Here is a 22,876-nt window from a genome sequence, read left to right on the forward strand (position 1 = left end):
TCGCTGCACCGCGCCGGGTGAAGTCGTGGTGAGGTTGTTCAGTGTCCGTGAGCGTGGAGGAGCGTTGATGTTTCGCAAGGTGTTGGTGGCCAATCGTGGCGAGATCGCGATCCGGGCGTTTCGTGCGGCGTATGAGCTGGGTGCGGGCACGGTCGCGGTGTTTCCGTATGAGGACCGTAATTCTGTTCACCGGTTGAAAGCTGATGAGGCATATCAGATCGGTGAGCCGGGACATCCGGTGCGGGCGTATCTGTCGGTGCCCGAGATCATCGCCGCCGCCCAGCGCGCGGGCGCGGACGCGATCTACCCGGGCTACGGCTTCCTGTCGGAGAACCCGGATCTGGCGGCAGCGTGCGCCGACGCCGGGATCACGTTCGTCGGGCCCAGCTCAGACATCTTGGAGTTGACGGGCAACAAGGCGCGGGCGATCGCCGCGGCCCGCGACGCCGGTCTGCCGGTACTGGCGTCGTCGGAGGCCTCGGCCGATGTGGATGCGTTGATGGCTGCGGCCGAGTCGATGACGTTCCCGGTGTTCGTCAAGGCGATCGCCGGTGGCGGCGGCCGGGGTATGCGGCGGGTGGAGACCATCGAGGGTCTGCGGGAGGCGATCGAGGCCGCCGCGCGGGAGGCCGATTCGGCGTTCGGTGATCCGTCGGTGTTCCTCGAACAAGCGGTCATCGAACCCCGGCACATCGAAGTGCAGATCCTGGCCGACCAGCATGGCAATGTGATGCATCTGTTCGAACGTGATTGTTCGGTGCAGCGCCGTCATCAGAAGGTCATCGAGTTGGCGCCGGCCCCGAATCTGCCGCCGGGGTTGCGGGAGAAGATCTGCGCTGATGCCGTCGCGTTCGCGGAGAAGATCGGCTACACGTGTGCGGGGACGGTCGAGTTTTTGGTCGACCGGGAGGGCCGGCATGTGTTCATCGAGATGAACCCGCGGATCCAGGTCGAGCACACCGTCACCGAAGAGATCACCGATGTGGATTTGGTGCAGTCACAGATGCGGATCGCCTCCGGAGAATCACTCGAAGACTTAGGGCTCTCGCAGGACACGGTGCAGATTCGGGGTGCGGCGTTGCAGTGCCGCATCACCACCGAAGACCCCACGAACGGTTTCCGCCCCGATACGGGGCGGATCACTGCCTATCGCACCCCGGGCGGTGCCGGGGTGCGCCTTGATGGTGGCGCCACTCTGGGTGCTGAGGTCAGTGCGCATTTCGATTCGATGTTGGTCAAGCTGACCTGTCGTGGCCGCGATTTCGAGACGGCGGTGGCGCGGGCGAGGCGGGCGGTGGCCGAGTTCCGGATCCGCGGGGTCGCCACCAATATCCCGTTCCTGCAAGCGGTCTTGGATGATCCCGATTTCCGCGAGGGCCGGGTCACGACCTCGTTCATCGAAGAACGACCCCAACTGCTGACCTCGCGGGTGTCGGCGGACCGCGGCACCCGCATCCTCAACTACCTCGCTGATGTGACGGTCAACAAGCCCCACGGCGACCGCCCGGCGACGGTCTACCCCCGCGACAAGCTCCCTGATGTCGACATCTCGACGCCGCCCGATGGCTCTCGGCAACGTTTGTTGAAGCTCGGCCCCGCCGGGTTTGCGGCGGATCTGCGGGCATCAACAGCGTTGGGGGTCACCGACACCACGTTCCGTGATGCTCATCAGTCGTTGCTGGCGACGCGGGTGCGGACCAGCGGCCTGGTCGCGGTGGCGCCGTATGTGGCGGCGCTGACGCCGCAGTTGTTGTCCGTCGAGTGCTGGGGAGGCGCGACCTACGATGTGGCGCTGCGGTTCCTCAAAGAAGACCCGTGGGAGCGCCTGGCGGAGTTGCGCGAGGCGATGCCGAACATCAACCTGCAGATGCTGCTGCGGGGCCGTAACACCGTCGGCTACACCCCCTATCCAGAGTCGGTGACGACCGCGTTCGTCAAGGAAGCTGCCGCGACGGGCATCGATATTTTCCGGATCTTCGACGCGCTGAACAACGTCGATCAGATGCGGCCGGCGATCGACGCCGTCCGCGAGACCGGCACCACCATCGCCGAAGTCGCCCTGTCCTATACGGGGGATCTGTCGAATCCGGCTGAGGATCTCTACACGCTGGATTACTACCTGCGGTTGGCTGAGCAGATCGTGGAGGCGGGCGCGCATATTCTGGCGATCAAAGACATGGCCGGGTTGTTGCGGCCGCAAGCGGCTGCCACTTTGGTCAGTGCACTGCGGAAAAACTTTGATCTGCCGGTGCATGTGCACACCCACGACACTCCCGGCGGGCAGTTGGCGACGTATTTGGCGGCGTGGACTGCCGGTGCTGATGCTGTCGACGGTGCCTCGGCGGCGATGGCCGGGACCACATCGCAACCGGCGTTGTCGGCGATCGTGGCGGCGACGGCGCACACCGACTACGACACCGGCCTGGATCTGGCGGCGGTGTGTGATATCGAGCCGTACTGGGAAGCACTGCGCAAGGTGTACGCGCCGTTCGAGTCCGGGCTCCCCGCCCCGACGGGGCGGGTGTACACCCACGAAATCCCCGGTGGGCAGCTGTCGAACCTGCGTCAGCAGGCCATCGGGTTGGGGTTGGGGGATCGGTTCGAAGATGTCGAAGGCGCGTACGCCGACGCCGACCACATGCTGGGCCGGTTGATCAAGGTCACCCCCTCCTCGAAGGTCGTCGGGGATTTGGCGTTGACGTTGGTCGGGCGAGGCATTTCCGCGGCCGAGTTCGCCGAAGACCCCACCGCCTATGACATTCCTGATTCGGTGATCGGGTTCCTGCGCGGGGAACTCGGCGACCCGGCCGGTGGTTGGCCCGAACCACTGCGCACCCGTGCGTTGGAGGGAAGAGCGGAACCCAAACCGGTTGTCGCTTTGTCGGATGAGGACACCGAGCAGTTGGGGTCCGCCGAGGAGAAGGTGCGGCGGGCGGCGCTCAACCGGTTGCTGTTCCCGGGACCCACCCGCGAGTACGAGGAGCACCAGAAGGCCTACGGCGACACCTCGAGGTTGTCGGCGAACCAGTTCTTCTACGGCCTGCGCTACGGCGACGAGCACCGCGTGGAACTCGAACCCGGTGTGGAGTTGTTGATCGGGTTGGAGGCGATCAGTGAACCCGACAAGCGGGGGATGCGGACGGTCATGTGCATCCTCAACGGACAACTCCGCCCGGTCCAGGTCCGTGACCGGTCCTTGGATGTGACCGACACCGCTGCCGAAAAAGCTGTGGCGGGTAACCCCAAACACATTGCCGCACCTTTCGGAGGCGTGGTGACCATCGTCGTCGAACCCGGCGAGAAACTCGCGGCCGGCGCCGCCATCGGGTCCATCGAAGCGATGAAGATGGAAGCCGCGATCACCGCACCGGCCGGTGGCACCGTCAAACGTGTTGCCATCTCCTCGGTCACCAGCGTCGAAGGCGGCGACCTCCTCATCGAACTCGAGTAGACCGCACGAATCTGGTCAGTGCTGTGTCGCGGTCGATGCGGTCTCGGTCACGTAATCCGCGAGATCTGCGTGGCGGGTCATCGTCCAGTAGTCGATGATCCGCCAAGGCAGCACCGCGACCACGCGGCCGTCGGCGTTGCGATACCAGTTGCTCATCCCTGGGTGAGTCCACACCATAGTGCTGTGTGCATTGTCGACGGCACGGTTGTAGTCGTCGTAAACGTCTCTGCGGCACTCGATCACGCCCAGGTCGCCATCGATCATCTGCTCCAGGGCATCCATGATGTAGCGGACCTGGCACTCGAGCATCGTGATGAAACTACCGCCGTGGCCCAATGCTGTGTTGGGGCCGGTCATGATGAACAGGTTCGGAAAATCGGGCACGGTGACACCGAGATACGCGCGGGCATCGTGTTCGGCCCACGCCTCCCGCGTAGTCTCGCCGGACCGGCCGATCACGTCCATCGGATACAGCAACCGGTCGGTGTGGAAGCCGGTCGCCATGATGATGACGTCGAATTCGTACTCTTGGCCGTCGGCGTCCTTGAGTCCGGTAGGGGTGATCTCGGCGACGCCTTCTGTGATCAGCTGGACCCCAGGACGTTTCAACATCCGGTACCAACCGTTGTCCAGCAGCATTCGCTTACCGAAAGGTGGGTAGTCGGGTAGGCACTTGTCGACGAGATCGGGTCTGCCCTCGAGTTCGTCTTCGAGGTAGCGGGTGTAGAAACCGCGGTGTGCGTGGTTGGTCGCGTTGATCGACAGCCTCGGCTCAGACCACTCCGGATCGACAGTCAGTGTCGGATGGACTTTGTCGTTGAAAATCCAGGACAGTCGGACGCGATACCACTCGTGGTAGTAGGGCACGTGATCCATCAACCAGTGGACATCGTCGCCTACTTCGGAGAAGTAGACGTCGTTGGGCGCGATCCACTGCGGTGAACGCTGGAAGATCGTCAGGTCGTCAACGGCATCTGCAATCGCGGGGCCGATCTGCATGGCGCTCGCGCCGGCGCCGACGATCGCCACGCGCTTGCCGCGGAGGTCGATATCCGATGGCCACCGCGCCGAGTGGAAGAGTTCGCCGGTGAACGATTCGATGCCGGGAAGCGCCGGTGTCTTCGGGCGGTTGAGCAGACCGACAGCACTGATGACTGCGTTGGCGCACAGGGTGATCGGGGAGCCCTCGGCGTCACGTGCGGTGATGGTCCAGCTCTGCTCGGCCTCGTTGTAGATCGCACTCTCGACCTCGGTGCCGAACCGGATCTTCGATCGCAGATCGTAGGCGTCGGCGAACTTCTCGAGGTAGTGCTGCACCTCGTCCCGTTTACCGAAGTGCGTCGACCAGGGATGCTGAAAGAACGAGAGTGAGTACAGGTAGCTGGGTGTGTCCACACCGGCGCCGGGATAAGTGTTCTCCCACCAGGATCCACCGACGTTGGCGTTCTTCTCCAGCACGACGTGGGTGATGCCCGCCTGGGTCAGGCGCACCGACGAGAGCATCCCGGCGATACCGGCCCCGATGACGACCACGGAGAAATCGCTGGGCACCTCGCGGCGCGGACGGGGTGCGGGGGTGTCGTCGAAGCCCAGGACCTCACTCATCATGGGGCCGAACTCGTGGGGAACGGGTTCACCCATCGTGAACTCCATGACCTCCATCAGCTCGTCGAGGTCGAGGGTCTCGTTGGCCGGCGCGGCGCCCCGGATCCATTCGAGGACCGCGTCGACAGTCGCTGCGCGGATCTCGTCTTGGACCTCGTCCGGGAGCCCTCCGGTCATGTTGTCGTCCATGCCGCGGCTACGGGTGGGGCGGTAGCGCTCGGTGAGCCAGCGCCGGTCGGCGGTCAACTGGTAGAGCACCGCGACGAGGGTCGGGATGTTCGCGGCGTCGACGGCCCGACTCAACCGAGCTGGGTCCACGTCATCCGAGGGTGCGGACGCGATGGGCTGATGGTTCACCTCAAAAGACTAACCACGGATAGTCCAGATTGCGCAAGCCCAATTCTCAGTAGCTGTCGGATGGGGCCGGATTCGGCCGGGAGGCTTGACAGAGACGTTTACCGGCAGGGATGCTGTGACTGCGATCACGCTAACGGCTGTCAGTCAGATAAGCATGACTGAATCATGCCGCCCTGGTTATCAAGGAGTTTTGATGGAGCTTTCCGAGGCGATGCGGACCACCGGCACCTGTCGGCACTATTCCGACGAGCCGGTACCCGACAAAGTCCTGTACGACGCCTTCGACGTCGCACGCTTCGGGCCGCAGGGTGGCAACCGCCAGCCGGTCCGGTGGATCGTGGTTCGGGACGAGGCAAAGAAGAAGGCGCTCGCCGATCTCTACCTCCCGTACTGGGAGGCGTACTACGCCGCGATCAGCGACGGCACCAAAGACGTCGGAGCGGTGCCCAAGACCATCCGCAGCGCCAACGAGTTCGCTCACAATCTGGCCTCCGTGCCGGTGTTGATCGTGGTGGTCGCCGAACTCGCCGGCCTGCATCCGACCGACGCCGAACTCGACAGACTCAGCGTCGTCGGTGGGGCGTCGATCTATCCGACGATGCAGAACCTGTGTCTGGCGCTGCGCGAGCAAGGCGTCGCGAGCGCCGTGACGACCCTTCTCTGCCACGAGGAGCCGGCCGTCAACGAACTGCTGGGGATTCCGGAGGGGTACTTGACCGCCGCACACATCGCCGTGGGTTACCCGCGCGATCACTTCCCGACCAAGCTGACCCGGAGCCCGGTCGAGGACATCGTCTCGATCGACGAGTTCGACGCACCGATGTTTCGGTAGCCACGGCGGCAACAACCTCATCTCGTCGGCTTCCTCACCTCGGAGATCTGAAACGTATGTCTTTGAACGCAATTCACACCACCGCGCTGGGGCGTGCCACGCTCGGCGATCAGCTTCGCCGGCATGCCAGGACGTTGCCCACGAAGCCGGCTTTCATCAGCTATGACACCTCCGGTGTCCGTGATGTGTGCACCTATGCCGAGCTCGACCAGCGCGCCAACCGATGCGCCAACGCCCTGCTGGCGCTGGGTGTCGGTCGGGGAGATCGGGTCGCAGTCATCGCCCGCAACCACGTGGACACCGTTGTCGCCTATTACGGAGCGCTCAAGATCGGTGCGGCCTATTCCGGGATCAACGTCATGTTCGGTGCGACCGAGGTGCACCAACAGCTCTCGCACCTCGAACCCACGGTGGTGCTGGCCGGTGCCGAGTTCACCGCGGTGGTCGATGCCGTGCGGGGCGATCTCGCCATCGACCACCACCTCGTCTTCGGCGGCGAGGGGGTCGACGGCTGGATGTCGTTCGACGAGCAACTCCGCAACGCGGACCCGGTCGAGCCCGACTGTGAGGTCGATGAACACGATCTCGCGATGATCGTCTATACGAGCGGTACCGAAGCGGCTCCCAAGGGCGTGATGATCACCCATCGCAACTACCTGATCTCCACGGGTCCGGCGTGGAGTTGGGGTCTGCGTACCCAACCCGACGACATCTGGTTGTACGTCATGCCTTTTCACACGATCGCCGGCATCGGGTCGATGACGACATTGACGATGATGGGGGCGACGCTGGTCCTTCCGGCCACGACGGAGGCGGGGGCATCGCTGAGGATGATCCGTGATGAGAAGATCTCGGTTCTCGCGCAGACCCCGACGTTCTACATCGGCCTGTCGAACCATCCCGACTTCGGCCCCGAATCGGTCGGAACCGTCCAGCGGTGCATGACCTATGGAGGTCAGGTGTCACCCCACGCGATCAAGGCCTGGGCCGACTCGGCCCCGGGCATCACCTGGGGGACGTACTGGGGCCAGTCCGAACTGTCGCAGCTGGGTAGCGTCGGCTGGTTCCGGCATCTCGAGGACATCCCGGACGGGGACCCCACCTGGATCGGGAAGCCGGTCTCACATCTGGAGATCGAGATCATCGACGCCGACGGACAGCCGGCTGATAGCGGTGAGCTCATCTGTCGGTCGCCGTCGGTGATGTCGGGGTACTTTCGAGACCCCGAGCGCACCGCACAGGTTCTTCGGGACGGCTGGGTGCACACCGGCGACATCGTGCGCCGCGACGACGATGGCAACCTGTTCTTCCTCGACCGCAGCAAAGACATGATAAAAACCGGTGGCATGAATGTCTCTTCGCAGGAAGTCGAGCGAGCGCTGCAGAGTCATCCGGACGTGATCCGTGCCGCGGTCGTCGGTCTCCCGGACGACTACTGGTCCGAAGTGGTGACGGGGTTCGTGATCGTCCGCGAGGGTTCGGAAGCTGATGCGGCTGCGCTCATAGATCACTGCAAACAGTCGATCGCGAGTTTCAAGACCCCCAAGAAGATCCACCTGGTGACCGATCTACCGGTCGACCCGCAGGGAAAACTGCTCAAGCGTGAACTACGCAGACTCCACGGTCAGGTGAGCGCGTAGTGCCGGTGTCTCCGAAGTCGGGTGACGACGCCACCGTCGTCCCATTGCCGGGTGGTCGGGCGCGCCCGCGTGGCGCAGGTGAAGGGCGTCGCGGCGAGATTGTCTCGGCCGCTGCGGATTTCTTCGCCGAGCAGGGCTATCACACGGTCGGTATGCGGGACATCGCCCGAGCCGTGGGTATCCGGGGTGCAAGTCTGTACAACCACTTCTCCAGCAAAGAAGAGATCATGTACGCGATCGCGCTGCGGATGACCCGGGAACTGCAGGATCAACACATGCCCCTTCTCGATGCAGCGGGGACGCCACGGGAACGGCTCGCGAATCTCATGCGGGCCCACATCCTCAGCCTGGCCGAACACCAGACCGAGCACCTCGTCAGTCTTCGTGAGCAAACCGCGCTGACCCCGAAGCACCTCGCCGAGATCACCGACATCCGCAAGTACTACCAACGGCGAGTGCGCGACGTGATCGCCGCCGGCGTCGCTGCGGGCGAGTTCCACACCGGCAATCCGCACCAGGCCGCGGTGGCGATCCTGGACATGATGAACGGGATCAGCTGGTGGTTGCATGACGGCGAGAACGTCGCCGCTCTCGCCGACACCTATACCTCGTACGCGCTGGACGGAGTCCTCCAGAGCGGATCCTGAACGGATCCACCGACTCCGAAACTGTGCCCTTCTGGCGAACAAAACCCCAGGTCGCGTCCGCCAGAAGGGCACATCATCGGTCAGGCGAGTTCGGCTCGGGCCGCTGCGGTGGCAGCCACGAGATTTCGGAGAGATTCCTTGACCTCGATCGGCCCGCGGGTCTTGAGGCCGCAGTCGGGATTGACCCAGAGCCGCTGGGCGGGAACGGCCTCGAGTGCGCGGCGCAGTGATTCGGTGATCTCGTCGGTCGACGGGACGCGCGGCGAGTGAATGTCGTAGACGCCCGGACCGACGCTGTTCGAGAACCCGATGCCGTTGAGGTCGTCGAGCACCTCCATGTGTGACCGGGCGGCCTCGATCGAGGTCACGTCGGCGTCGAGATCTGCGATCGCACCGATGACCTCACCGAACTCCGAGTAGCACAGGTGGGTGTGGATCTGCGTCGAGTCCGCAACCCCGGATGTCGACAGCCGGAATGCACCGACCGCCCACTGCAGGTAGCCGGGTTTGTCGGATGATCGCAGTGGCAACAACTCTCGCAATGCGGGCTCGTCGACCTGGATGATGGCGACACCGGCCGATTGCAGATCCACCGTCTCGTCGCGGATCGCCAGGGCGATCTGATTCGCGGTGTCGGCCAGGGCTGATCGTCGCGAACGAATGACCACGCGAGAATGGTCACAGGACCGGTCAGCATGCCCTTGACGGGCTTGCTGGTCAGTGACTGCGCGTAGGTGATCCAGTCGACGGTCATCGGCGCCGGGCGCGCCACGTCGCCGTAGAGAATCGGTGGTCGCACGCAACGGGTTCCGTACGACTGCACCCACCCGTTCGCTGTGGCGAAGAACCCGTCCAGTTGCTCGGCGAAATACTGCACCATGTCGTTGCGTTCGGGTTCACCGTGGACCAGCACGTCCAGTCCGAGCTCTTCCTGCAACGCGATGACATCGGCGATCTCCGACTGCATGCGCCGCACGTATTCGGCGTTGTCGATCTCGCCGGAACGGCGCTGCGCACGCGCGACCCGAATGGCCGAGGTCTGCGGGTAGGAACCGATGGTCGTGGTCGGGAGCGGGGGCAGACCCAGACGCTCGGTTTGTTCGACCAGACGCTCCGCGGCCGGTCCGCGGGTGACGCCACCGGAGAGCACCGACGACAGCCGCGCGCGGATGTCGTTGTTGCGCAAACGGGGATCGGCCTCACGTGAGGCCTGTGCCGCGGCCGAAGCGGCGAACTCCTCACGCACGGTGTCGCGTCCGTGTCGCAACGCCCGCGACAGCGTCACCACCTCGGAGACCTTCTCCGCAGCGAAGGCGAGCCGGCTCCGCAACTCGTCGTCGAGTTCGTCCTCGGGGTCGAGGCTGTAGGGCACGTGCAGGGTCGAGCACGATGTCGAGACGGCGAGCGAACCGACGGAGCCGAGAAGCGTGCCCAGGGTGGCGAGCGCCTTGTCGAGATCGGTGCGCCAGATGTTGCGGCCGTCCACCACACCGGCGACGACGTGCTTGCTCCGAAGTTCCGGAACCGCCGCGATGGCATCGGGATCCGCGCTGACGAGGTCGATACCGAGACCCTCGATGCTGGTCTTGGCGAGCGCCGGAAGGGCCTCCCGCAGGTCGCCGAAGTAGCTGGTGACACTGATCGCGGGCCGGCTGTAGTCGGCGGCGATCGCCTTGTACACGCGGCTGACGGCGGCCAGGACCTCGGGACTCAGGTCGGTGCACAGAGCGGGCTCGTCGATCTGAACCCAGGAGGCGCCGGCGTCCTCGAGCCGACCGAGGAGATCGACGTACAGCGGCGTCAACTCATCCACCCGGTTGATGGGTGGGACTCCGCCATCCACAGCCTTGCTCAGCAACAGGAACGTGATCGGCCCGACGATGACCGGCCGGGCCGGAACATGTTGTGCACGAGCTTCTTCGAGTTCGCCGAGCACCTTCTCCGGATGTAGCGAGAAGGTGATGTCATCGCTGATCTCCGGGACCAGGTAGTGGTAGTTGGTGTCGAACCACTTGGTCATTTCCAGCGGGGTCACTGTTGTGTTGCCGCGGGCGGCGGCGAAGTAGCGGTCGAGGTCGTCCTCGATGCGGGCATATCGCGCCGGTAGCGCACCGAGCATCACCGCGGTGTCGAGGATCTGGTCGTAATACGAGAAGGTGTTGACCGGAACGGAGTCCAGGCCGGCTTTGGTCAGTGCCGTCCAGGTGTCGCGGCGCAGGCCGGCGGCAACCCTCTCGAGCTCGGCTCGATCTATCCGGTCGGCCCAGTAGGACTCGGTGGCGCGTTTGAGTTCCCGGTTCGGCCCGATCCGGGCGGCACCGGTGATGGTGGTGGTGAAGAAATCGGCAGTCACGATGGACGTCCTCCAAAATTTGCGACGGATGGTCGCCACCTGAAGACGGACGCCGAAGAAGCCCAAAAAGCTGCCGTGGCAGAAGACAGCGCTCCGCCATGCGGCGTTCCTCGGCAACCCACCCATTCCACGAGGCGGCGTGCCGCCGGACACGGCGTGTCCGGCACAGCCGGCAGGTCTTCGGACTCACGGCACCCGGCGGGTGTGCCGGAAGGCACAGCTGCCGAACCTAGTGGCCGTCGCTTCCCAGGAGTTCTCCAGTGCTCTGACGGCGGTCGCTTCCGTATACCGCTGCGGGACAGTCCCGGAATCTCACCGGGTTCCCTCTCACGTCGACGCTGCGACGCTTCTCTGACGTCAGCCGGTCACCGCGGGGCTCCGCACCGGACCAGGCTGCAGTCAAACCAACTGCACCGGCGAGTCTAACCCTACCGGCTTCTGGGCGGTTCAGGCGTCTGGGAAGTTGCCTGCTCGGCCCAGCAGAGCGGGCACGTCCTTGTCGAGCCGTGCGCCCAGCCAGGTGGCGGCGTCGGTGAGTGTGTCAAGAGTGACACCCGTGCTGACCGCGGACCGGTTCAGCGCATAGATGAGGTCCTCGGAGGCGATGTTGCCTGTCGCCGCAGGCGCGAAGGGGCAGCCGCCGAAGCCACCGATACTGGCATCGAGGGCGGCCGCACCGGTCTCGAGCGCAGTGAGGGCATTGGCATAGCCGGTGTTGCGGGTGTTGTGGAAATGCCAGCGCTGCGGCACATCCGGCGCGACGCGCGCGAGACCTGTCGCCAGGGTGCGGACCTGTGCGGGCACCCCCACACCGATGGTGTCTGCCAACGCGATCTCGTCGGGACCGGCCTGGGCCAGTCTGCCGGCGAGTTCGATCACCCACGCGGGGTCGACCTCACCGGAGAACGGACATCCGAACGATGCCGCAATCGTCACCGTCGTGCGAACCCCCGCTGCCCTCGCTTCGGCTGCGATGTCCTCCCAGGCCGAAATACCCTCCGCCACAGTGCAACCCTGATTCCGGGTACTGAACTCGTCGGTGGCAACCACCACAGCGTTGACCTCATCGACCCCCGCTGCCAGCGCGCGCTCGAGTCCCCGGCGGTTCAGGACGAGCCCGATGTACGACACGTCGGCCGATCGGGGTACCTGCGCCATCACCTCTTCGGCGCCTGCCATCTGCGGCACCCTCTTGGGGTTGACGAAACTGACTGCCTCGATGCGCTTCACGCCCGCGGCGACGCTGCGAGCGATCAGCTCGACCTTCTCGTCGACCGAGAGCAGGGTCTGCTCATTCTGCAGCCCGTCGCGGGGGCTGACCTCCACCAGCGTTGTCGCAGTCATTGGTCCATTTTGCCTACGACCCTAGTTGTATGCAATAGCCCCGGCGAAATAAAGAATTAACACTCAAATGCGGGACAGAATCAGTTTCGCTACCTAGATTGTGAACAATACGAAGATGCGGAGGTATCAATGACTCGTGCTGTCGACCGGGTGTACGCGCACATCCGGGATGCCATCGTCGATGGCCGTTACCAGCCCGGCGCGCGCCTCGGTGAGGTCGAGATCGCAGAGCTGACCGATGCGAGCCGGACGCCGGTGCGTGAGGCTCTACGCCGCCTGGAGATGGAGGGATTGGTCGAGGTCTTGCCCCATCGCGGGGCAAGGGTCTACGAGTGGACGGCCGATGACCTGGAGGAGATCTACGACCTCCGGATGACGCTGGAGGCCATGGCCGCGGTCCGCGCCGCGAGCCGTATCGACGGTAAGGACCTCGATCGCATGACCGAACTGTGTGACCTGATGGAGGTCGCCGCGGTTCCCGGACCCCGGCAACGTCTCGACCTCGTCGCGCAGCTGAACGACGAGTTCCACGCCATCGTGCGGTCCGCCGCGGCCAGCAACCGGCTCACCACCATGCTCGGTGCCGTCATCCAGCTGCCGCTGGTCATGCGCACGTTCCACCGGTATGCCCCCGAAGATCTCACCCGCAGCTGTGCTCACCACCGGGATCTGGTGGCGGCGTTGCGCAATCGCGACGAGGTGTGGGCCGAGTCAGTTATGCGAGCACACGTACGGGCCGCCAAATCCGTGCTGTTATAAGCGCTCACAGTAGATACCGAGCCGGTCGTCGATGCCCGGCCGAGTGAGGAGTTCATGCGATGACAACTGCAGACGCACCCGCCGGACCGTTGACCGACCTCAGGGTCGTCGAGATGGGTCAGCTGTTGGCCGGGCCGTTTTGTGGTCAGCTGCTGGCCGACTTCGGTGCGGAGGTGATCAAACTCGAATCACCGGGGGTGGGCGACCCGATGAGACAGTGGGGCCGCGAGAAGGCACACGGCAAGTCGCTGTGGTGGCCGGTCGTCGCCCGCGGCAAGAAGTCGGTCACCTGCAACCTCCGAAGTCCCGAAGGCCAGGATCTGGCCCGTCGGATCATTGCCGAGGCCGACGTGGTCGTCGAGAACTTCCGGCCGGGGACACTCGAACGATGGGGCCTCGGTGTCGAAGAACTGCACGAGATCAATCCGGGGCTGATCGTCGCCAGGGTCAGCGGTTATGGCCAGAGTGGTCCGTATTCCGCCCGGGCCGGGTTCGGTTCGATCGGCGAGGCGATGGGTGGGATCCGTTATGTGACGGGCGATCCGACGAACGCACCGTCCCGCGCCGGGATCTCACTCGGTGATTCCCTGGCAGCGGTCTTCGCGACGATCGGTGTCCTGGCCGCCCTTCACCATCGAGAGAAGACAGGTGTCGGGCAGGTCGTCGACTCGGCCATCTACGAGGCCGTGCTCGCCATGATGGAGTCGCTTCTGCCCGAATGGGCCATCGGCGGCTATCAGCGCGAGCGGACGGGTTCGGTCCTGCCGAACATCGCACCGAGCAACGTCTATCCGACCAAGGAGGACAGCATGATCCTGGTCGCGGCCAACCAGGACAGCGTGTTCGGGCGTTTGGCGACCGCCATGGACCGGACCGATCTGATCGACGACCCGCGGTACCGTGACCACGCCTCCCGCGGGGTCAACATGGACGAATTGGACGAGTTGATCGCGTCCTGGACCGCCGAGCGCGGCACCGACGAACTGCTGGAGTTGCTCCACGAGGCGGGGGTCCCGGCCGGCCGGATCTACACCGCGAGCGACATGTTCGCCGATCCGCACTTCGCGGCGCGTGAGGCGATCGTGAAGCTGGCCCACCCGGACTTCGGGGAGTTCCCCATGCACGGGGTGTTCCCGAAGCTGAGCAAGACCCCCGGCGCCGTCAGGCACGCCGGCCCCGCACTCGGTGAGCACAACGCTGACATCTACGGCGCGCTGCTCGGACTCACCGACTCCGACCAGGCCGCGCTCGCCGGGCGCGGCACTATCTGACACCAGCCCTTCACACCCCAACCATCATTGGCCACACCCAACCATCACTGGAGATCCGCATGCGATATCGGCTCGGAGTTGACGTCGGCGGCACATTCACCGATGTGCTGCTGCTCGACGAGACCTCCGGAACCACGTTCCGGGCCAAGACCCCCTCGACCCCTGCCGATCAGTCGATCGGCGTGATGAACGGCGTCACCAAGGTGTGCGCCGAAGCGGCTATCGACTTTTCTGAAGTCGGGCAGGTACTCCACGGCACCACGGTCGCCACCAACGCGATCCTGCAGCACAAGGGCGCCAAGGTAGGGCTGGTGACCACCGACGGATTCCGGCAGGTGCTGCAGATCGCCAGGTCATTCGTGCCGGGCGGTCTGGCCGGCTGGATCATCTGGCCCAAACCTGAACCATTGGCCAAGCTCGAGGACACGGTCGAGGTGGTCGGCCGACTCGCCGCCGACGGATCGGAGGTGACGGCGCTCGACGAGGGTCAGGCCCGTGCGGCACTGAGCTCACTGTCGGGGGCGGGGATCGAGGCGCTCACGATCTCGTTGATCAACTCGTACGCCAACGATGCTCACGAGAAGCAGGTCGCGGCGTGGGCCGCCGAAGAGTTGCCCGGCATCCCGGTGTCGATCTCCAGCCACGTGCTGCCCGAGATGCGCGAATACGAGCGCACCCTGACCACTGTCGCGAACAGCTACGTACAGCCAGAGGTGTCGCGATACGTCCGCAACCTCGACGCAACCCTGCGCGACAAGGGGATCGAGGCCCCGCTGTCGATCCTGCGCAGCGACGGTGGGCTCGTGCAGTCGGCCAAGGCCGCGGAGGATCCCGTCTCCCTGCTGCTCTCGGGGCCTGCGGGCGGCGTGACAGGCGCTGTCTGGTTCGCCGAGCAGGCAGGATTCACCGATTTCCTGACCTTCGACATGGGTGGCACCTCCACCGATGTGGCACTCGTGCTCAAAGGGGAGCCCCGCATCGGCCGAGAGACCAAGGTCGGTGATCTCGCGGTGAGGGCCACCAGCGTGGACGTCCGCACCGTGGGAGCCGGCGGGGGCTCGATCGCCCATGTCCCCGAGCTGACCAAGGCCCTGAGGGTGGGTCCGCAGTCCGCTGGTGCCGATCCCGGACCTGCGGCCTACGGCAGCGGTGGCACGGAACCGACCGTCACCGACGCCAACGTCGTATTGGGTTATCTGCCCAGCGGATTGGCCGGCGGTGAGGTATCCCTCGACGTCGACGCCGCGCGCACTGCGGTCGCAGGCGTCGCCGACGCGATGGGGCTGGAGAGTCCCGAGGTCGCCGCGGCGGGCATCGTCGATATCGTCAACGAGAACATGTTCGGTGCGCTGCGATTGGTCAGTGTCCAGCAGGGTTTCGACCCCAGGGACTTCGCGCTGGTGTCGTTCGGTGGCGCCGGCCCGCTACACGTCAATGCGCTGGGCAGGCTCACCGGATCGTGGCCGGTCATCGTGCCACCCTCGCCGGGGGTGCTGTGCGCCTACGGTGACGCCACGACCTGTCTGCGCGACGAGAGTGCCCGCACGCTGATCCGCGCCTTCTCCGAGACCACCGACGACGAATTGCGTTCGGCGCTGGCGGAGTTGGCCGAGTCCGCCGCCGCCAGGCTTGCGGCCGAAGGGGTGCCCGCCGACCAGCAGACCGCCAAGTATCAGGTGGATCTGCGCTACCACGGCCAGGGATTCGAGATTCCCGTCGATCTGGACCCGGAGGTACTGGCAGGGGGCGAGGTCCTCGCCGGCCTCGGTGAGGCCTTCGACGCCGAGCACCAGCGGCTGTTCTCGTTCCTGCTGAAGAATGAGCGTGAGGTGATCAATCTGCGCGTCACGGTGAGTGGTCCGCGACCCGAGGTGGCGTGGAAAGCGTTGCCGGAAGGCGACGCCGACGCGTCCGCTGCGCTCGCCCGGACGAGTGAGGTCTGGATGGACGGCGCGCATGTCTCCGCCGGGATCTATGACCGTTCGAAGCTCCTGGCAGGCAACGTGGTCACCGGACCTGCCGTGATCACCGAGATGGACTCGACGACCCTGGTCCTGCCCGGGCACGCCGCCACCGTCCACACCAGCGCAAGCCTGCTGATCCGCCCGGTCTGATCTGACGCAGGCCCGATTCAACCCCCGAACTGATCGAGATACACCACCTTCGTAGGAGATCTGATGGCCACCATCATCGAAACCAGCACCACCGGAGTGAACAAGGTGCCGGTTGATCCGGTCACCCTCGACATCATCGAGAACGCATTACGCAACGCCCGGTACGAGATGGACGAGGTGCTGTTCCGAACGGCGCTGTCTCCGGGCATCCGGGAGCAGCACGACGAGTTCCCGTTGATCGCCGATCCGAGCGGGAAAATGGTCGTGGGTCAGTTCGGGCTCTCCGTCCCCGACTTTCTCGACAACTTCAACGGCACTGTCGGCGAAGGTGACATCCTGCTGACCTCTGATCCCTACGCCTGCGGCGCCGCGATCAGCCATGCCAACGACTGGCTCATCGTGCTTCCCATCTTCCACAGCGGGCGGGTGGTCGGGTGGTCGTCGATGTTCGGACACATGTCGGACGTCGGCGGCAGCACCCCGTCGTCGATGCCCGCCGACGCCCACACGATCTACGAAGAGGGCGTGATCATCCCGCCGTTCAAGCTCTACGACAAGGGCGAACTCAACGACACCGCGCTCGACATCATCCTGAACCAGGTGCGGATGCCCGACTGGAACCGCGCCGACCTCAACGGCCTGGTCGCAGCGTGCACCACCGCCTCCCGGCGGATCGTCGAATTGTGCGATCGTTTCGGTGTCGATGTCTATCTGTCCGCGCTCGACGCGTTGCTCGACAGGAACTACCAGGCCATGAAGGTGCTTCTCGCGACGCTGTTCGTCGACGGCGAGACCATTGAGTTCAGTGACTACATCTGCGACGACGGATGTGGTTACGGCCCCTACAAGCTGACGATCAAATTGACCCGGCACGGCGAGAAGATCCATCTCGACTTCAGTGCCGACGCGGCGCAGGCGGTCGGGCCGATCAACTACTTCATCAACGAGAATCTCGTACGGATGTTCTTCGGCATCTACGTGATCACCATCGCTGATCCCCAGATCCTCTGGAACGACGGCTTTTATCCGCTCATCGACGTGACCATTCCCGAGGACTCGTTCTGGAAACCGCGATTCCCGGCCGCGCTCAACGGTCGCAACCACGGAATCGGCCGGGTCTTCGACCTGTTCGGCGGACTGCTGGGCCAGGGAAACCCGGAGATCCTCAATGCCGCGGGGTTCTCGTCGTCGCCACACTTCATGTATTCCGGTCACTACGACGGCGGTTCGCGGGATGGCGAATGGTTCCAGCTCTACTCCATCGGTTTCGGAGGGATTCCGGGCCGCCCGATCGGAGACGGACCGGATGGCCACTCGCTGTGGCCCTCGTTCGTGAACATCCCGTGCGAGTACCTCGAGTCGTATTACCCCCTGCGGGTCGAGCGCTGGGAGACGATCGCCGACACCGGCGGCGCCGGATTGCATCGTGGTGGCAACGGTGTCGACGTCGCGTATTACTTCGAGGAGCCGGGAACCATTGCGATACACGACGATCGCTGGCTCACCTATCCGTGGGGCGTCAACGGGGGCAAACCCGGTGCGCGCGGGGCGAAATGGATCAAACGTGTCTCCGGTGAGACCGAGGTGCTGCCGAGCAAGATCCACGATGTCGAGGTCGCGCGCGGCGACGTACTGCACTTCATCACCTGGGGCGGTGGTGGCTGGGGTGATCCGCTCGACCGGGATCCCGAGATCGTGGCTCTCGAGGTGCGGCGCGGTCTGGTCAGTGTCGAGGGGGCGGCCGAGGGCTACGGCGTCGTGTGCACCGCGCAGGGAGATGTCGATGGCGCGGCGACCGAGGCCCGCCGGGAGGCCATTCGCTCCGAGCGCGGTGAACTCCAGACCTTCGACATGGGCCCGTCGATCCCCGAGATCCTCGAGCGGTGTGAGGCCGAGACCGGATTGCCGGCCCCGAGGCCACCGGTGAACGTGCGGAAGGCGGTGCGGGCGTGAGCGATACGCTCTCGTCGTACCTGGAGTCGGGCTTCGCAGGAAGCCTCGGGCCGGGCCGGAGCCCGGCGGTGTTGGCCATCGATCTGGCGATGGCCTATCTGGCCGACTCCTCGCCGTTGCGGGCGCCGGTCGCCGATGCTGTCGCGGCGTCGGCGGCACTGGTGGGTGCGGCCCGCGCGGCGGGGATTCCGGTGATCTTCACCCGCGTCAGCTATCAGCGCGGTGGGATCGACGGTGGTCTGTTCGTGCGGAAGATACCGGCTCTCAAGGTGTTCGAGGAGGGCTCGCCGCTCGCGGACTTCGTGCCCGATCCTCGTCCCGAGCCGGGAGAGACGGTGGTCACGAAGCAGTATGCCAGCGCCTTTTTCGGGACCTCGCTGGCCGCCACCCTCACCGCGCGCGGCATCGACACGCTCTACATCTGTGGACTGAGCACCAGCGGCTGCATCCGGGCCAGCGCGACGGACGCCCTGCAACACGGTTTTCGCCCGTTGGTGGTCTCGGATGCCTGCGGCGATCGCGAACAATCGTTGCACGAGGCGAATCTGCTCGACCTACAGGCGAAGTACGCCGATGTGCTCACCCTCGCCGACGCACTGACCCAGCTGAATCCCCGATAATGGGTTGTTTTGGCGAACCCGACCTGCGGTTTTGTTCCCCAAAACGACCCATCATCGGGATGGGGCTAACCGAGCCAGGCCATCTGCTGCGTCCATGACGGACCGGCGTCGGGAGCATCGTCTCGGGTGACGGTGGCCTGGATCAAACCGTAGGGACGGTCGTCGGCGTTGAACACCTCTTTGTTGTTCTCCACGCCGAAGGGGGAGAGGTCGTAGACGAAGTGGTGGATGTTCGGAGCGGACAACTTGACCTCGGCGATGTGGTCGTAGGTCTCCAGGATGGTCTTGCCCATCTGATACAGCGTCTGCTGCAACGCCAATGACTGGACCGTCGCGAACGTCTCGACGATGATCTGCTTGATGGCGGGATAAACCGCTTCCCAATCGACGTCGGTGGTGGTGAAGCGCCACTTCGCGACCAGGGATGTCGACATCACCCGGTCGGTGGTCGGTTGCAGGATGGTGTACTCGTCTTCGAGGAAGTCATGGAATTCCGATCCCGTCGACTTCAGCACAACCAGATCCTTCAGACCTCCGATGACCCAGGTGTTTTGGGCATCACCCTTGCCTTCGACGGTGATGTCGGCGGTGCGGATCTCCTGGCCTTTGCGAACCCAGGTGTGGTCGTGTTCCTTGCCGTCGATGACCGCGCGTTCCCAGGCGTACTCCTCGATCTCGATACGTGCCCCGTCGACGGGGTCGTTGTCATCGACGAAATGGTGGGCGAGGTCGAGCCCGTACTGCTCGATGCTCGAGATACCCTTTTCCTTGGCGTAGGCGTACGCGGTCTGCTTCTGGGTGTCGGTCGGCAGCACCTTACGCTGGTCGCCATCGGTGTGAGCGGCCGAGAAGTCACCGCGCAGCGCACTACCGACGTTGATGTCCTTGATCTCGTGTCGCGGGGTGTCGCGATAGATCCGGACCACGCGGTTCTCCGCTTTGCCGTACTGGTTCTCGCCCAGGATGATGCCCATTGTGCTTCTAGTCTCTTTCTCTTCGGTCAGCTGCCGCGATAGGTGGAGTATGCAAAGGGGCTGAGCAGCAGCGGTACATGATGATGCCGTGTGGTGTCCACGACGGCGAACGCGATGGTCACCTCTGGGTAGAAGTTCTCGATCTCCCTCGCGCTGAACCATGAACCGGTGTCGAACGTGAGGCGATAGGTGCCTTCGCCGAGGTCGCCGCCGGTCACCGAAGCGATGCGGCCGTCGGAATCGGTGATCGCCGAGGCCAATTCGACTCCGGCGTCGTCATGTAATGAGACCGTCAACCCGGGCGCGGGAAGTCCGGTGACGGCATCGAGGACGTGGGTGCTCAATCCGGTCACGGGTGAGCACCTTCCTCCTCGTCGACGTAGTGGACGGCCGGCTCGAGCATCACTCGCAACCGCCGACGGTTGATCTTCCCCAGTTCCATTCGCATGACCCGTCGTTCGGTCTGCGGGTCATTGCCCATCCGTTCCTTGAGAATGGCCAGCAACTCCGCTGCCGGCCTGCCGTTGGCGAACACCAGATAGACGTGACCGAACTTGCTCTCGTACTCGGCGTTGCACTTCTTGAGCTCGTCGATGATCGCGGCATCGGCACCGGCGACCCCTGATTGCTCGCTGGCCGACGACGGGTTGTCGGCGCGGTCGCCGATGCGTGGGTGCCCGTCGAGGGCCTCGTCGAGATCGGATTCGGTGAGCTCGGCCAAGATCAGATCCGCACGCTCGAACAGTGCTTCGTCGTCGGTGAACGGACGCCCCGCCGCAACCCGGATCGCCCAGATCCGGGAGGTGCAGCACTCGTAGAGGGCGTGGATGGCTTGGCGGTCGCTCAGTTCGTTGAAGCTCTCGACACCGCGCCAGTCGACTCGTCGCACGGATTCTCCTGCCTTTCGTATCAACCCATTACGTCTTGGAAACGGTTGAACCGCGCCGAGACTATGGGATTGGCGTCCGCCACGAGATCGTCGAACCGGTAGTTGGCGATCTTCGCTATCTCGATCAGCGCAAACGACTTCTCGCTGCCTGCTGCATTGTCCATGCGAGTCCAGCCATTTCGGAGTACGCGCTCGTATCGCTCGGTCTCTCTGGCGCAGATCACCAGCGGGAAACCGAACTGCTGACGATAGGCTTTTGCCATCTCGACGATGTTATCGTGCTCTTCCTCTTCGAGATTGGACAACGCGGTGTGATCTGAGGCGATCATGTCGCCGACCTCGTCTTCGGCGTCGAGATCCGGGAACGCCCTGATCAGTTCGAGCTGTTGCTCGTCGCTACCTGTGAGCAGCGCGTCCTGGAAGGAAGCCCGCAGGTCATGCGCGTTCTCGAACGGTCGTTGCTCGTACGCGGCGTCGACAACCCACGTCACGTTCTGCACGAGGCCGCCGAAGGTCTCTCGGAACTTCTCCAGCGACATCTTGTTGATCTCGGCAAGCCGGATCGAACCGCCTCCCGCGATCGCCACGCCACGACTGCCGGTGTGGAAGAACAGCAGATTCAGCAGTAGAGCGGTGATGGCGCCCATCGTGATTCCGGCGCCGAACGGGATCTGCAGCAGCACACCGGGCACGGCCTGGTCGACACCGGACATACCCGGTACCTCGACCACGTTGCCGTCGACGATGACCTCCGACGGCGTCGAGGACTGGCTGAACTCCACGTACAGACCCATGGCGAGTGACGTGCTGACGATGATCAGGTTCCGGTGGTCGGCGAAGTCGACTTTCCCGAGGGTGTGAATGCCGACCACGGCGACCGTGGCGAACAGGGTCATGGCGGCACCGCCGAGCACCGGGGCCGGGATGGCTTCGACGATCTTGGCGGTCTTGGGCAGCAGGCCCAGCAGGATCATGATGCCGCCGGCCGCGGCGACCACCCAGCGACTCTTGACTCCGGTGAGACGGACAAGCCCCACGTTTTCGGAGAACGCGGTGTAGGGGAACGAGTTGAAGATGCCGCCGATCACGGTGGCCAGGCCGTCCGCGCGCACGGTGGCCGCGATGTCTTCCTTTTTGATGCGTTTGCCGACGATCTCACCGGTTGCGAACACCGACCCGGTGGATTCCACGGCGATGATCATCATGACCACGATCATCATCACGATGGCGATGAGATCGAAGCGTGGTGCACCGAACGCGAAGGGCGGGGTGAATCCGACCCAGTCGGCCTCGCCGACAGCGCTGAAGTTCGTGTCGCCGAGGATCCAGGCGACGATGGTCCCGACCACCAGGCCGAGCAGCACCGCGATGGTCGCCCAGAAGCCACGGAAGAAGCGCTGCATGAGAACGATCAGGAAGATGGTGCCCACCGCGTACAGCAGCCAGCGGCCGTTGCCGGCGTCCGAGGTGTGGGTGGCGGGATCGGTGGTTGCGTCACCGATGCCGACAGGCAGCAGCGCGATACCGATGATGGTGATGATGGTTCCGGTCACGACAGGAGGGAAGAACCGGATCAGTTTGGCGAAGAACGGCGCGATCAGGAAGGTGAAGATGCCCGCGCAGATGACGGCCCCGTAGACGGTCAGCAGCCCGACGCGTTCTCCGCCGTTGTCGTTGGCGATCTTGATGACCGGCGCGAGTGCGGCGAACGTGATGCCCTGTAGCAGCGGGAGCCGGACACCGATCTTCCAGATGCCGACCGCCTGCAGGATGGAAGCGATACCACAGGTGAAGAGGTCGGCGGTGATGAGCATCGTGAGTGCGTCGCCGTCGAGGCCGATGGCACCGGCGATGATGAGCGGGACCAGCACTGCGCCCGCGTAGAACGCGATGACGTGCTGGAAGCCCAGAACCGCGAGTTTGCCGACCGGCGGGACCTCGTCGACAGGATGAACCCGCTTCTTCCGCATAGGCAGAACGGGGGGAGTGGCTGTGGAGTCGGCCTCGGGTTCGCTGCTCATCGTGATACCTCTTGGATGAAGGGTCGTTCAGGGCGCACTGCGGTCG

The 22,876-nt window shown here is 64.5% G+C and carries 15 protein-coding genes, 1 pseudogene and 1 riboswitch; of the genes and pseudogenes, 9 read left to right on the plus strand and 7 right to left on the minus strand.

The features are described from left to right. The first annotated feature begins 67 nt into the window (after positions 1 to 67). The gene (locus BFL43_RS23995; protein ID WP_084895718.1) at positions 68 to 3,451 is read left to right on the plus strand and encodes a pyruvate carboxylase; all 3,384 of its coding nucleotides are present in this window, start codon (positions 68 to 70) and stop codon (positions 3,449 to 3,451) included. A 15-nt stretch (positions 3,452 to 3,466) separates the two neighbouring features. Here the strand turns inward: BFL43_RS23995 and BFL43_RS24000 are convergent, their stop codons facing one another. After that, the gene (locus BFL43_RS24000; protein WP_143695532.1) at positions 3,467 to 5,374 is read right to left on the minus strand and encodes an NAD(P)/FAD-dependent oxidoreductase; all 1,908 of its coding nucleotides are present in this window, start codon (positions 5,372 to 5,374) and stop codon (positions 3,467 to 3,469) included. Positions 5,375 to 5,606: 232 nt separating this feature from the next. On the opposite strand from BFL43_RS24000, the gene BFL43_RS24005 reads away from it, so the two are divergent. Genes BFL43_RS24005 through BFL43_RS24015 form a run of 3 tightly spaced genes read left to right on the plus strand, consistent with a single transcriptional unit; the run spans position 5,607 to position 8,532 of the window. Further along, entirely contained in the window at positions 5,607 to 6,245 is a 639-nt protein-coding gene (locus tag BFL43_RS24005) for a nitroreductase family protein (protein ID WP_084895472.1), read from the plus strand. Positions 6,246 to 6,301: 56 nt separating this feature from the next. Beyond that, a complete protein-coding gene (locus BFL43_RS24010; RefSeq protein ID WP_084895474.1) occupies positions 6,302 to 7,885 on the plus strand; it encodes an AMP-binding protein in 1,584 nt (527 codons plus the stop codon). Between the two features lie 44 nt (positions 7,886 to 7,929). Continuing rightward, entirely contained in the window at positions 7,930 to 8,532 is a 603-nt protein-coding gene (locus BFL43_RS24015; protein WP_143695534.1) for a TetR/AcrR family transcriptional regulator, read from the plus strand. A gap of 80 nt (positions 8,533 to 8,612) precedes the next feature. On the opposite strand, the pseudogene metE reads toward BFL43_RS24015, so the two are convergent. Then, positions 8,613 to 10,885 (minus strand): annotated as a pseudogene (gene metE, locus BFL43_RS24020) (5-methyltetrahydropteroyltriglutamate--homocysteine S-methyltransferase). 153 nt (positions 10,886 to 11,038) lie between these two features. Next, positions 11,039 to 11,243, minus strand: a riboswitch (cobalamin riboswitch). 89 nt (positions 11,244 to 11,332) lie between these two features. Further along, the gene (locus BFL43_RS24025; protein ID WP_084895476.1) at positions 11,333 to 12,229 is read right to left on the minus strand and encodes a hydroxymethylglutaryl-CoA lyase; all 897 of its coding nucleotides are present in this window, start codon (positions 12,227 to 12,229) and stop codon (positions 11,333 to 11,335) included. A gap of 129 nt (positions 12,230 to 12,358) precedes the next feature. Here BFL43_RS24025 and BFL43_RS24030 point away from each other — a divergent pair, with 129 nt between their 5' ends. The 5 genes from BFL43_RS24030 (at position 12,359) to BFL43_RS24050 (ending at position 18,946) form a co-directional block, all read left to right on the plus strand. Then, positions 12,359 to 12,988 (plus strand): GntR family transcriptional regulator, encoded by a 630-nt coding sequence (locus BFL43_RS24030; RefSeq protein WP_084895478.1) that lies wholly within the window; start codon positions 12,359 to 12,361, stop codon positions 12,986 to 12,988. 59 nt (positions 12,989 to 13,047) lie between these two features. Then, a complete protein-coding gene (locus BFL43_RS24035; RefSeq protein WP_084895480.1) occupies positions 13,048 to 14,259 on the plus strand; it encodes a CoA transferase in 1,212 nt (403 codons plus the stop codon). A gap of 59 nt (positions 14,260 to 14,318) precedes the next feature. Further along, the gene (locus BFL43_RS24040) at positions 14,319 to 16,373 is read left to right on the plus strand and encodes a hydantoinase/oxoprolinase family protein (RefSeq protein WP_084895482.1); all 2,055 of its coding nucleotides are present in this window, start codon (positions 14,319 to 14,321) and stop codon (positions 16,371 to 16,373) included. Between the two features lie 63 nt (positions 16,374 to 16,436). Next, entirely contained in the window at positions 16,437 to 18,326 is a 1,890-nt protein-coding gene (locus BFL43_RS24045; RefSeq protein WP_084895484.1) for a hydantoinase B/oxoprolinase family protein, read from the plus strand. Then, positions 18,323 to 18,946 carry an isochorismatase family protein gene (locus BFL43_RS24050; protein WP_084895486.1) on the plus strand — a complete coding sequence of 208 codons (624 nt, stop codon included), beginning with the start codon at positions 18,323 to 18,325 and terminating at the stop codon, positions 18,944 to 18,946. Before BFL43_RS24045 ends, BFL43_RS24050 begins: the two co-directional genes overlap by 4 nt. Positions 18,947 to 19,011: 65 nt before the next feature. Here the strand turns inward: BFL43_RS24050 and pucL are convergent, their stop codons facing one another. Genes pucL through BFL43_RS24070 form a run of 4 tightly spaced genes read right to left on the minus strand, consistent with a single transcriptional unit; the run spans position 19,012 to position 22,830 of the window. Continuing rightward, positions 19,012 to 19,920 carry a factor-independent urate hydroxylase gene (gene pucL / locus BFL43_RS24055; RefSeq protein ID WP_084895487.1) on the minus strand — a complete coding sequence of 303 codons (909 nt, stop codon included), beginning with the start codon at positions 19,918 to 19,920 and terminating at the stop codon, positions 19,012 to 19,014. 26 nt (positions 19,921 to 19,946) lie between these two features. Further along, positions 19,947 to 20,273: a hydroxyisourate hydrolase gene (gene uraH, locus BFL43_RS24060; RefSeq protein WP_084895489.1), complete on the minus strand. Its 327-nt coding sequence runs from the start codon at positions 20,271 to 20,273 to the stop codon at positions 19,947 to 19,949. Further along, positions 20,270 to 20,809 (minus strand): 2-oxo-4-hydroxy-4-carboxy-5-ureidoimidazoline decarboxylase, encoded by a 540-nt coding sequence (uraD, locus tag BFL43_RS24065; RefSeq protein ID WP_084895724.1) that lies wholly within the window; start codon positions 20,807 to 20,809, stop codon positions 20,270 to 20,272. Before uraD ends, uraH begins: the two co-directional genes overlap by 4 nt. 20 nt (positions 20,810 to 20,829) lie before the next feature. Next, entirely contained in the window at positions 20,830 to 22,830 is a 2,001-nt protein-coding gene (locus BFL43_RS24070; RefSeq protein WP_084895491.1) for a solute carrier family 23 protein, read from the minus strand. Between the last annotated feature and the right edge of the window lie 46 nt (positions 22,831 to 22,876).

This window comes from Williamsia sp. 1135 (assembly GCF_002095395.1).
GTDB lineage: Bacteria > Actinomycetota > Actinomycetes > Mycobacteriales > Mycobacteriaceae > Williamsia.